Below are 10,381 nucleotides of genomic sequence, written 5' to 3'. Positions count from 1 at the left end.
CAACTCGCCCCGGAGCCGTTCCACTTCCCCCAACCTCACTCCGGGAAGCTGCCCACGATCAGCCGAGATCACTCAATGTAACGAAGCACTACTAGATCCTCGTCGCGCATGATGCGGGCCACCTCGGCGACGGAGGTCTGCGGCTCGACCGTGGCCGGATCGCTGGTCATGATGTCGCGGACATGCTGAGCCATGACGTTCCTCTTCCTTCGGCTCGGGTTCTCCGTCTTGCGCCGCCCGGGTACCCGGCGATCCGGCCCGGTCACAGGTGATCGTGGAGGTGTTCACCGCCCGAGCACGACCTCCGCCCACACCTGCTTGCCGCCGCTGACCGGCAGGGTCCCCCACGTCGCCGACAGGGCTTCGACGAGGAGGATGCCCCGGCCGCCCGTGGCCTCCCAGCCGATGCTGGTCGGCCGGACCGGGCTGCGCGGGGAGGCGTCGGCGATGGCGACGCGCAGGCGGTTGTTGATGAGGGTGAGGTCCATGCGGACCTGGCCGTCGGTGTGGACGAGGGCGTTGGTGACGAGTTCGGAGACGATGAGCAGGACGGCGTCGATGTCCTCGGTGACGCCCCAGGAGCGCAGGGTGCGCCGGGCGAAGCGGCGGGCGTGTCCGACCGCCTGCGGGACGCGCCACACCGTCCAGCTCTCCCGCAGCGGGCGCAGGTCCATGCCGTCGTAGCGCAGGAGGAGCAGGGCGACGTCGTCGCTGCGCGGGGCGTTGCCGAGGAGGGCGTCGGCGACGAGCCCCAGGTCGGCGGGGGCGGCTTCGGCCAGCCGGCCGGCGAGGCGGTCCATGTTCTCGTCGATGTCGGTGCCGGGCGTCTCGACGAGGCCGTCCGTGGCCAGGGCGACCACGGTGCCGGGCGGGAGGCGCAGCGGGCTCATGGGGAAGTCGGCCCGGGTGATCACCCCGAGGGGCGGGCCGCCCTCGGCCTCGGCGATCTCGGTCCGGCCGTCCGGGTAGCGCAGCACCGGCGGCAGGTGGCCGGCGCGCACGCACCAGGCGGAGCCTTCCTCCAGGTCGATGTCGACGTAGGCGCAGGTGGCGAAGAGGTCGCTCTCCATGTCCATGAGCAGCCGGTTGGCGTGCGCGACGACCACGTCGGGCGGGTGCCCCTCGACGGCGTAGGCGCGCAGGGCGGTGCGCATCTGGCCCATGAGCGTGGCGGCGCCCGCGCTGTGGCCCTGGACATCGCCGATGATCAGGGCGACGTGGTTGTCGGGCAGCGGGATGACGTCGTACCAGTCGCCGCCGAGTTCGAGTCCGGCCGTGCTGGGCAGGTAGCGGGCGACGGCCACCGCGCCGGGCAGCCGTGGCAGGCGGCGCGGCAGCAGCTGGCGCTGGAGCATGCCGACGAGTTCGTGCTCGGCGTCGAAGGCCCGGGCCCGTACCAGGGCCTGTCCGGCGAGGCCGGCGCAGGCGGTGAGCAGGGCGCGCTCGTCCGTGCCGAAGTCGTGCGGGGTGTCCCAGCCGATCAGGCAGGCTCCGGCCATGCGGTTCCCGGCGGGCAGCGGCAGGACGGCGAGGCCGCCGGGGCCGACCTCGGCCAGGGCGCGTTCCAGGGGGCTGCCGGCGGGCCAGATCCGGGCGCGGCCTTCGCGCAGCGCGGCGGCGAGGGTGGGCATGGCGCGCACGGGCGCGTCGGGCCACTCGCCGCGCCACTCCGTGCGCCACAGCTCGGGCCAGGCCTCGGGCTCGGGCGGGTCGAGGAGGGTGACGACGAGCCGGTCGCTCTCCAGCTCGGCGAGGGCGATCCGGTCGGCCCTGAGCGGCCGGCGCAGGGCGGCGACCACGGCGTTGCCGACGTCGCGGACGGTGACGGCGGTGGCCAGCGCGGTGGCCAGGCGCTGGACACGGGCGACGTCGGTGACGTCGGAGCGCAGGGTGGAGGCGTCGGCGACGGTGCCCACGAGCCGCGCCGGGTGGCCCTCACCGCCGGGCAGGAGGCGCCCGCTGAGCCGGAGCCACTTCGGCGGCCCGGTGGGCTGGAGCACGCGGAACTCCAGCTCGCGGTCGCCGATGGACATGTGGTCCGCCTCCACGACGGACATCAGCGAGGGCAGGTCCTCCGGCACGGTCAGGCCGAGCAGGGTCTCGACCCGGCCGTCGAACTCCACGGGGTCCAGTCCGAACAGGTCCAGCAGATCGTCACCGACCCGGACGCGTCCGGTGTCCATCGCGAGGCTGAAGGCGCCCGGCGGCAGCTCACCGCCCTCGGCGAGCGCGGCCGGCGCGGTGAGGGCGACCGCCTCGGAGATGAGTTCCAGGCACTTGCGGTCGTCGGTGTCGAACCCGGCGGGGCGCTCGCTCACGGCGAGCAGACAGCCGCCGCCGTTGCCGTGCACGGGCAGGGCCAGCAGATGGAAGTCCCGGGACGGCACGCGCCGCGCCTGGGCGTGCTCGGCGAGTTCGGCCGGGCCCATCGAGACCGGCCGTCCCCCGCGGTGCGCCTCGGCGACCGGGGACCGCCCGGCACGCGGGTAGCTGTCGCGCAGGCCGTACAGCGTCCTGGGCACCCCGGCCGACTCGACGAGGCAGAGCAGTTCGCCGTCCTGGCCGGGCGCGTACACGGCGACGAACGCGGCACCGGCGAAGACGAGTGCCTGTTCGAGGGTGCGGTGCACCCGTGCGGGCGACTCCTGATCGGCCGCGATCGCTTTGAGGGCACCTTCGGCACGCACCGTTCGCGTTCCGCGCTCTTCGGCGCCCTCACTGACCACGTTGGCCATTACAGCGCTTATGAGACACCTGCGCAGCCCCTGTGAGCGTTCCGTGGAGCCGGGCCGGTGCGGGCGCTCGAAAGCCACCGAACATGTCTTTACCCATGCGTTCCGCACGGTGTTCTCGTGACAGGCGTGACTGTCCGGGCCCGTCGCGTGGCTGGAAGGCTCGGTGCCCGTCACGACAGGGGGACGCATGGACAAGCGGTACGAGGTGTACGCGCTCGCCGACCGGCACTTCTACGAGACGCCGGACCGGCTGGCGCGGGGCGGGCAGGAGGCCGCGCAGGGGGCGGCCGCGCACCTCTACGAGACGGCCCGCCGGCCGGTGCCCGAGGGCTGGGAGGCGGCGCGGATCGGCGACTGGCTGACGATGACGCCGCTCGGCGCGGGCGGCGAGCCCGTGCAGGGCCCGGCGCAGGGCTGGAAGATCCACGCCTCGGCGACCCGGGCGAACGCGGAGCGGATCGCCGGGATCGTCTGGGACTACTGCGTCGAGCGGCGGATCGCCTTCAAGTTCGTGCCGGGACCGCACCTGCTGCACCTGCGCAACACCAAGTACGCGCCGCGCGACGGCAGCGGAAAGTTCGTCACCGTCTATCCGGGCGACGAGGAGCAGCTGCACGAGGTGCTGCGCGAGCTGGGGGCGCTGCTGGAGGGGTTCGAGGGGCCGTACATCCTGACCGACCTGCGGTGGGGCGAGGGTCCGCTGTACGTCCGGTACGGCGCCTTCGCGCGCTCGTTCGTCGTGGACGACCGAGGCTCGCTGGTGCCGGCGGTGCGGGACGGCGAGGGGCGGCTGGTGCCGGACCGGCGGGCGCCGTCCTTCCAGGTGCCTCAGTGGGTGACGCTGCCGGAGTTCCTCAGGCCTCATCTGGAGGCGCGCAACAACACGACGACGGGTGACCTGCCCTACCGCATCGAGAAGGCGCTGCACTTCTCCAACGGCGGCGGTGTGTACGCCGGCACCGACACGCGCGACGGGCGCAAGGTCGTGCTGAAGGAGGGCCGGCCGCACGCGGGGCTGGCCTCGGACGGCGCCGACGCGATCGCCCGGCTGGAGCGGGAGAAGCGGGCGTTGGAGCAGGTCGCGGGCACGGGCGTGGTCCCGGAGGTGCGCGACTGGTTCGAGCTCGGCGGCCACCGTTTCCTGGTGATGGACTTCCTCGAGGGGCGTCCGCTCAACTCGTTCTTCGCCGAGCGGCATCCGCTGCTCGCCCAGGATCCCGAGCCGGAGGCGGTCGCCGCGTACACGGCGTGGGCGCTGCGCATCCACCGCAAGGTGGAGGAGGCCGTGGCGGCGGTGCACGCGCGCGGCATCGTCTTCAACGACCTGCACGTCTTCAACATCATGGTCGCGCCGGACGAGGAGACGGTCTTCCTCCTCGACTTCGAGGCCGCCGCCCCGGTCGGGGACAACGGCCGCCAGATCGTGGCCCACCCGGGCTTCTTCGCGCCGCCGGACCGGCGGGGCGCCGACGTCGACCGTTACGCCCTGGCCTGTCTGCGGCTGGCCCTGTTCCTGCCCGTGACCACGCTGTTCGTGGTCGACCGCGGCAAGGCGGCGCACCTTGCCGAGGTGATCGGGGAGCAGTTCCCGGACGTGCCGCGGGAGTTCCTCGACGAGGCGGTCGCCGAGATCACTCGGGAGGTGTCCGGCCGTACGGTGGCCGCTCCGTCCTCTCCGGTGGACCCCGGCGACTGGCCCTACAGCCGCGACTCGATGGTCAAGGCGATCCTCGCCTCGGCCACCCCGGAGCGCGACGACCGGCTCTTCCCGGGCGACGTCGCCCAGTTCTCCGACGGCGGCGGGCTCGGGATCGCCCACGGCGCGGCCGGGGTGCTGTACGCGCTGGACGCGATCGGCGCCGAGCGGTACGAGGAGGGCGAACGCTGGCTGCTGGCCCGGACGGCACCGGCCCCGGTGGGCACGCCGCTCGGCCTGTACGACGGGCTCGCGGGCGTGGCCCTGGTCCTGGACCGGCTCGGGCACCGGCAGCGGGCGCTGGACCTGGTCGAGGGCATCCTCGCCGAGCGGTGGCAGAACCTCTCCTCCGATCTGCACGGCGGACTGGCTGGACTGGGCCTCGTGCTGGGCCACTTGGCGCACACCACCGGGGAAGCGGTGCTGCGCGAGCGGGCCGACGAGGCCGCCCGGATCCTCGTGCGACGGCTCGCCGAGCCGCTCCCGGCCACGCCCCGGCGGCGCGCCGGACTGCTGCGGGGCGCGACCGGTCCGGCGCTCCTGCTGCTGCGGCAGTACGAGTGGACCGGCCGGGCCGAATGGCTTCAGGCGGCGGCCGTGGCACTGCGCCGGGACCTGGAGTCCTGCGTGACCCGCGAGGGCGGTGCGCTGGAGGTCGACGAGGGCTGGCGGACCCTGCCCTACCTCGGCGACGGCAGCGCGGGAATCGGGATGGTCCTCGACGACCTCGTGGCCCACGCCCCGGACCTGGCCGGGGAGTTCGGCCCGGCCCGCTCCGGCGTGCTGACCGCCGCCACCTCACGCTTCTACGCGCAGCCCGGGCTGTTCCAGGGCCGCGCCGGAATGATCCTGCACCTCGGCCGCACGACCGCGCCGGGCGCGACCGCGGAACGGCTGGCCGCCCAGATCGCCGGACTCGGCTGGTTCACGATGGCCTACGAGGGCCAACTGGCCTTCCCCGGCCACCAGATGATGCGGCTGTCCATGGACCTCGCCACCGGAACGGCAGGGTGCCTGCTGGCGCTCGGCGCGGCCCTCGACCCGGCGACCGGCGCCCACCTGCCGTTCCTCCCGCCGCCGAACCGGCGGCCCACCTGAACGCGGCTCCGCGATCCGCGGAGTCGTGACACCACCCCGTCCCCACGGATGACCACGGACGGACACCCAACGGAAGGACACACCATGGCACTTCTCGACCTGCAGACCATCGAGTCCGAGGAGCGGACGGACGGTGGCGGCGCCAGCACGGTGAGCCTGCTCTCCTGCATCAGCGCGGCGAGCGTCCTGCTCTGTCTCTGACCGACGGTCCGCGGCATGGCTCCGGGCGGCTCTCTCCCTTCGGGGAGGGGCCGCCCGGGGTCCTCCCGTTTCCCGAAAGGCCCGTATGACCACGCGTGGTGACGACGACCCGGCGACCGGACACGCCCGCGCGCTGCTGCGTACGGCCACCCGGTACAGCGGGGTCCGCTGCGCGGCGCTGTGTCTGGTCAGCACCGCCGCGACCGGTGCCGGGCTGCTGCTGCCGGCCGCGCTGGGCCGGGCCCTCGATCTTCTGCTGGCGCAGGCCCCGGCGACCCGCTGGGTGCTGTACTGCGCCGGCCTCGTGCTGCTGCTCGCCCTGCTGGACGCGGCCCAGACCGTGCTGATCGGGACCGTCGACGCCCGCAGCACCGCGTGGCTGCGCCGCCGGCTGACCGGGCACGTGCTCGGCGTCGGCCCGCGGGCCGCCGACCGCTTCGGCTCAGGTGACCTCGTCGCGCGCCTGATCGGCAACGCCGCCGAGGCGGGGACCACTCCGGCGGCCCGTGCTGCACTGCTCGCAGCCCTCGCCGGTCCGCTCGGGGGTGTGGTCGCGCTCGGCCTGATCGACTGGCGGCTCGCGGCCGTCTTCCTCGCCGGGGCGCCCGTCCTGACGTTCCTGCTGCGTGCCGTCGCCCGGGACACCACGCAGAGCGCGACGCGGTACCAGCGGGCCCAGGGGCGGATCGCCGCCGCGCTGGCCGAGGCCGTCGAGGGGTTCCGCACCGTACGGGCGGCGGGTACGGAGGACAGGGAGACGGCCCGGGTGCTGCGGCCGCTGCCCGGCCTGTCCGAGGCCGGGCACCGCATGTGGCGGGTGCAGGGGCGCGCCGCCGCTCAGGCGGTCGCCGTGGCACCGCTGCTCCAGCTCGGGGTCGTCGCCGTCGCCGGTGTGCTGCTGACCCGGGACCTGCTGTCGGTGGGCGAGGTGCTCGCGGCCTCGCGGTACGCCGTGCTCGCCACGGGCGTCGGCGTCCTGGTCGGGCGGCTCGCGGGCCTGGCCCGGGCCCGGGCGGCGGCCCGGCGCCTCGGCGAGATCGAGGCCGAGCCCGCCATCGCCTTCGGCGCACGGCAGCTGCCCGACGGGCCCGGGCGGCTGGAGCTGCGCGGCGTGACGGCCCGGCGCGGCGGACACCCCGTCCTCGACGGAGTCGACCTCGTCGTACCGGGTGGCACGACGTTGGCCGTGGTCGGCCGGTCGGGCGCGGGCAAGTCGCTGCTGGCCGCGCTCGCGGGGCGGCTGGCCGACCCGGACGCCGGACAGGTGCTCCTCGACGGGGTGCCGCTGCGTGAGCTGCCGCACGACGACCTGCGGCGCGCCGTCGCCTACGCCTTCGCCCGTCCGGCCCTCCTCGGCGGCACGGTCGAGCAGGCGATCGGCCTCGGCCTGGCGGCCCCCTCCCCCGACCGCGTCCGCGAGGCGGCCCGCACGGCCCTCGCCGACGACTTCGTCCGCCGCCTCCCCGACGGATACGGCACGCCGGTCGCCGACGCCCCGCGCTCCGGCGGCGAGTCCCAACGACTGGGTCTCGCCCGGGCGTTCGCCCACGGGGGCCGGCTGCTGATCCTCGACGACGCCCTCTCCAGCCTGGACACGGTGACGGAACGCCACATCACCGACGCCCTCCTCGGCGACGGCCCCGCCGGAACCCGGCTCCTGGTCGCCCACCGCGCCGCCACGGCCGCGTGCGCCGACGCGGTGGCCTGGCTGGACGGGGGGCGGGTGCGGGCGGTCGGGCGGCACGAGGAGCTGTGGCGGCTCGCGCAGTACCGGGCGGTGTTCGGGTCCGGAGAGGGGACGGAATCGGCGTACGCCGAGGCCGGGAGCGCGGCGGGGGCATGACGAGCTTGACGGACAGCCCCGTGCGGGACGGACTGCCCTCACGGGGCCTGCGGTTCCTGCTGGCCCGGTGGCGGGTCCTGCTGCGGCTCACCGCCTGGTCGGTGCTGGAGACCGGGCAGACCTTCCTCATCGGGTACGGGCCCGCCCGCGCCCTGGACGACGGGTTCCTGCGGGGGCGGCCGGATGCCGGGCTGGCCTGGCTGGCGCTGGCCGGGCTCGGTGTCCTGGCCGGGGCGTACGGGACGGGGCGGGTGTACGCCGCCGTCGCCTCGCTGGTCGAACCGTTCCGGGACCGGCTCGTGGAGCGGGTGGTGTCCCGAGGGGTGCGGACCGGTGACGCGAGCTCCCTCTCGGGGCTCACCCAGCAGGTGGAGATCGCGCGGGACACCTTCGCCGGGCTGGTCATGGTCTCCCGCTCCTTCGTGTTCACCGCCGCCGGTGCCCTGGCCGGGCTGTTCACGCTCGCCCCGCCGCTCCTGCTGGTCGTCGGGCCGCCCCTGGCGGCGGGGGTGGCCCTGTTCGCGGCGACACTGCGGCCGCTCGCCCGGCGGCAGGAGGCGTTCCTCGTCGCCGACGAGGCCCTCGCGGGGCACCTGGGCACCGTCTGCCCGGGCCTGCGGGACATCACGGCGACCGGCGCCGAGGCGCACATCGCCGCGGGCACCGCCGACCTGGTGGAGGCGGAACTGCGGGCGGCGCGTGCCCTGGCCCGCTGGGGCGTCCTGCGCGTGGCGTCCCTGGCGCTCGGCGGCCAGCTGCCGATCGTGCTGCTGCTCGCCACCGCCCCGTGGCTCCTGGCCCACGGCGTCACCACGGGCGCCCTGGTCGGCGCCCTCGCCTACGTCACCCAGTCCCTGCTGCCCGCCCTGCGCAACCTGGTCCACGGCCTGGGCACGAGCGGCTCCCGCCTGACGGTGGTACTGCGCAGGCTGACCGCGGCGGGTTCCGCGGAGACCAAGGGCAAGGGTGACGTCGGAACACGTGCGGGAACGACCCCGCGCGTGGGGCCCCACCCCGCGGACGCGACACAGCGACACGAGGCGCTGCGCCCGGCTCCCGGCACCCGCGCCGACGGGCCCCGCGGCGCGATCCCGGATGCGGTAGGGGCCGCCGACGGCACTGGGGGCACACGCGGCACGCCCAGCGTCGCCGCCGTCCCCGGCAGCACACGCCACGCACCCGCCGTCGCCGACGGAACCGAGGGCACAGAGCGCACACACGGCACGCCCACCGTCGCAGTCACCGACGACACACGCGGCACGCCCACCGTCGCCGACGGCACCGCGAGCACCCGCCACACACCCACCGCCACCGGCCGGACCGACCCCGCCGCCCCCTCGACCTCGACCTCGCCGTCACCCTCACCCTCCCCCTCTCCCCCGGCCCTGTCCCTCTCCTCCGTCACCTTCGCCTACGGCCCCGCCAGCGCCCCCGTCGTCGACGGGCTGGACCTCACCCTTCCGGTCGGCTCGCACCTGGCCGTCGTCGGGCCCAGCGGTGCCGGGAAGTCCACGCTCACGGCCCTGGTCGCCGGGCTGCTCACGCCGGACCGGGGGACCGTCGCGGTGGGCGGGCACCCCGTGCCCGGGCCGGAGGCGGCCGCCGGGCGGGTGCTCATCCCGCAGGAGGCGTACGTCTTCGGCGCCACCCTGGCCGAGAACCTCGCGTACCTGCGTCCGGACCCGGTGCCCGAGGAGGAGCTGCGGGCCGCGGCCGTGGCGGTCGGACTCGCCCCGCTGGCAGGCCGGCTCGGCGGCCTCGGCGCCCGGGTCGATCCGGCCGCCCTGTCGGCCGGCGAACGGCAACTGGTCGCGCTGGCCCGGGCCTACCTGTCGTACGCCCCGCTCGCCCTGCTCGACGAGGCGACCTGCCATCTGGACGCCGCGACGGAGGAGCGCGCCGAGCGGGCCTTCGCCGCGCGGCCGGGCGGGACCCTGGTGGTCGTCGCCCACCGGATCAGCTCGGCCCGCCGCGCCGGACGCGTGCTGGTCATGGACGGCCGGAGCACGGCCTGCGGCGGCCATGAGGAGCTGATGCGGTCCTCGGCGCTGTACCGGGACCTCGTCGGGAGCTGGACGCCTGCCCCGGCCCGGCGGTCAGAGCCATCCCTGGCCCTGCGAGATGCGGATCGCGTCGATGCGGTTGCGGGCCCCGGTCTTGCGGGTGATGGCCGCCATGTAGTTCCGCACGGTCCCGTGGGACAGGTGCAGGCTCCCGGCGATCTCCGCGATGGAGGCTCCCTCGGCCGCGAGGGATAACACGCTCAGCTCTCTTCGGGTCAGCGGCATCTCGGCCGCCTTGAGGAAACCGAACCCCAGCGAGTCGTTGACGAAACGTTCCCCCTGGGCGACCCGGCGGATCCCGCGCAGCAGGTTCTGCGGCGAACCCTCCTTGTCGACGTAGCCGAGCGCCCCCGCCTCGGCCGCCCGTTTCAGCAGTCCGGGCCGGTTCGCGGTGGCGAGCACGAGCAGGCGCGGGCGCATCCGGTCCGGGCCCGGGCGGCACAGCTCGCCCAGCGGAGGGATGCCGTAGGAATCCGCGCACTCCAGGTCCGCCGCGCACACGTCCGGCCGCACGGACGGCAGCAGTTTCGGCGCGCCTCGCCACGACGTGTCGTGCACCACGAGATCGGACTCCCCCCGCAGCCACTCCGCCAGCACCGATCGCACCAGACACTCGTCGTGCACCAGAAGCACCCGGATCACTGCCACCCCCTCGGCTCGCCGTACGCCTGCCTCGTCGTCGTGTTGAGCGCGTGCCCCATTGTTCGGGACCGTGACCCTGCGTGGGCGCGATGATCCGGCCATC

Annotated in this window: 5 protein-coding genes and 2 pseudogenes; 4 read left to right on the top strand and 3 right to left on the bottom strand. The window is 75.1% G+C overall.

Going from position 1 to position 10,381, the window contains the following annotated elements; genetic code table 11:
- Window positions 1-92: 92 nt before the first annotated feature.
- Window positions 93-194 (bottom strand): annotated as a pseudogene (locus ABZ192_RS38780) (CBS domain-containing protein); the annotation flags it as partial.
- A 90-nt stretch (window positions 195-284) separates the two neighbouring features.
- Window positions 285-2,735 (bottom strand): SpoIIE family protein phosphatase, encoded by a 2,451-nt coding sequence (locus tag ABZ192_RS38775; protein ID WP_356929159.1) that lies wholly within the window; start codon window positions 2,733-2,735, stop codon window positions 285-287.
- Between the two features lie 187 nt (window positions 2,736-2,922).
- Between ABZ192_RS38775 and lanKC the strand changes: the two genes are divergently transcribed.
- From lanKC to ABZ192_RS38755, 4 genes are all read left to right on the top strand, one after another.
- Window positions 2,923-5,529, top strand: coding sequence for a class III lanthionine synthetase LanKC (lanKC, locus tag ABZ192_RS38770; protein WP_356929158.1), 2,607 nt, complete (start codon window positions 2,923-2,925; stop codon window positions 5,527-5,529).
- An 84-nt stretch (window positions 5,530-5,613) separates the two neighbouring features.
- The gene (locus ABZ192_RS38765) at window positions 5,614-5,730 is read left to right on the top strand and encodes a SapB/AmfS family lanthipeptide (RefSeq protein WP_010040504.1); all 117 of its coding nucleotides are present in this window, start codon (window positions 5,614-5,616) and stop codon (window positions 5,728-5,730) included.
- An 85-nt stretch (window positions 5,731-5,815) separates the two neighbouring features.
- Complete coding sequence (locus ABZ192_RS38760) at window positions 5,816-7,573, top strand: ABC transporter ATP-binding protein (RefSeq protein ID WP_356929157.1); 1,758 nt, start codon at window positions 5,816-5,818, stop codon at window positions 7,571-7,573.
- Complete coding sequence (locus ABZ192_RS38755; RefSeq protein WP_356929156.1) at window positions 7,570-9,831, top strand: ABC transporter ATP-binding protein; 2,262 nt, start codon at window positions 7,570-7,572, stop codon at window positions 9,829-9,831. The genes ABZ192_RS38760 and ABZ192_RS38755 overlap by 4 nt, the downstream gene beginning before the upstream one ends.
- On the opposite strand, the pseudogene ABZ192_RS38750 reads toward ABZ192_RS38755, so the two are convergent.
- A pseudogene (locus ABZ192_RS38750) lies at window positions 9,754-10,056 on the bottom strand (LuxR C-terminal-related transcriptional regulator); the annotation flags it as partial. The gene ABZ192_RS38755 and the pseudogene ABZ192_RS38750 sit on opposite strands and share 78 nt — an antisense overlap.
- Window positions 10,057-10,381 lie beyond the last annotated feature (325 nt).

Source organism: Streptomyces sp. NPDC006235 (assembly GCF_040613735.1).
Taxonomy (GTDB): Bacteria; Actinomycetota; Actinomycetes; order Streptomycetales; family Streptomycetaceae; genus Streptomyces.
The sequence above is the reverse complement of the archived record's forward strand: the minus strand, read 5'-3'. Positions and strand labels throughout refer to the sequence as shown.

Excerpts from the sequence above, each read along its gene's own strand:
- ABZ192_RS38755 (WP_356929156.1), top strand. The coding sequence starts at position 7,570 with ATGACGAGCTTGACGGACAGCCCCGTGCGGGACGGACTGCCCTCACGG.
- ABZ192_RS38765 (WP_010040504.1), top strand. The coding sequence starts at position 5,614 with ATGGCACTTCTCGACCTGCAGACCATCGAGTCCGAGGAGCGGACGGAC.
- ABZ192_RS38760 (WP_356929157.1), top strand. The coding sequence starts at position 5,816 with ATGACCACGCGTGGTGACGACGACCCGGCGACCGGACACGCCCGCGCG.
- lanKC (WP_356929158.1), top strand. The coding sequence starts at position 2,923 with ATGGACAAGCGGTACGAGGTGTACGCGCTCGCCGACCGGCACTTCTAC.
- ABZ192_RS38775 (WP_356929159.1), bottom strand. The coding sequence starts at position 2,735 with ATGGCCAACGTGGTCAGTGAGGGCGCCGAAGAGCGCGGAACGCGAACG.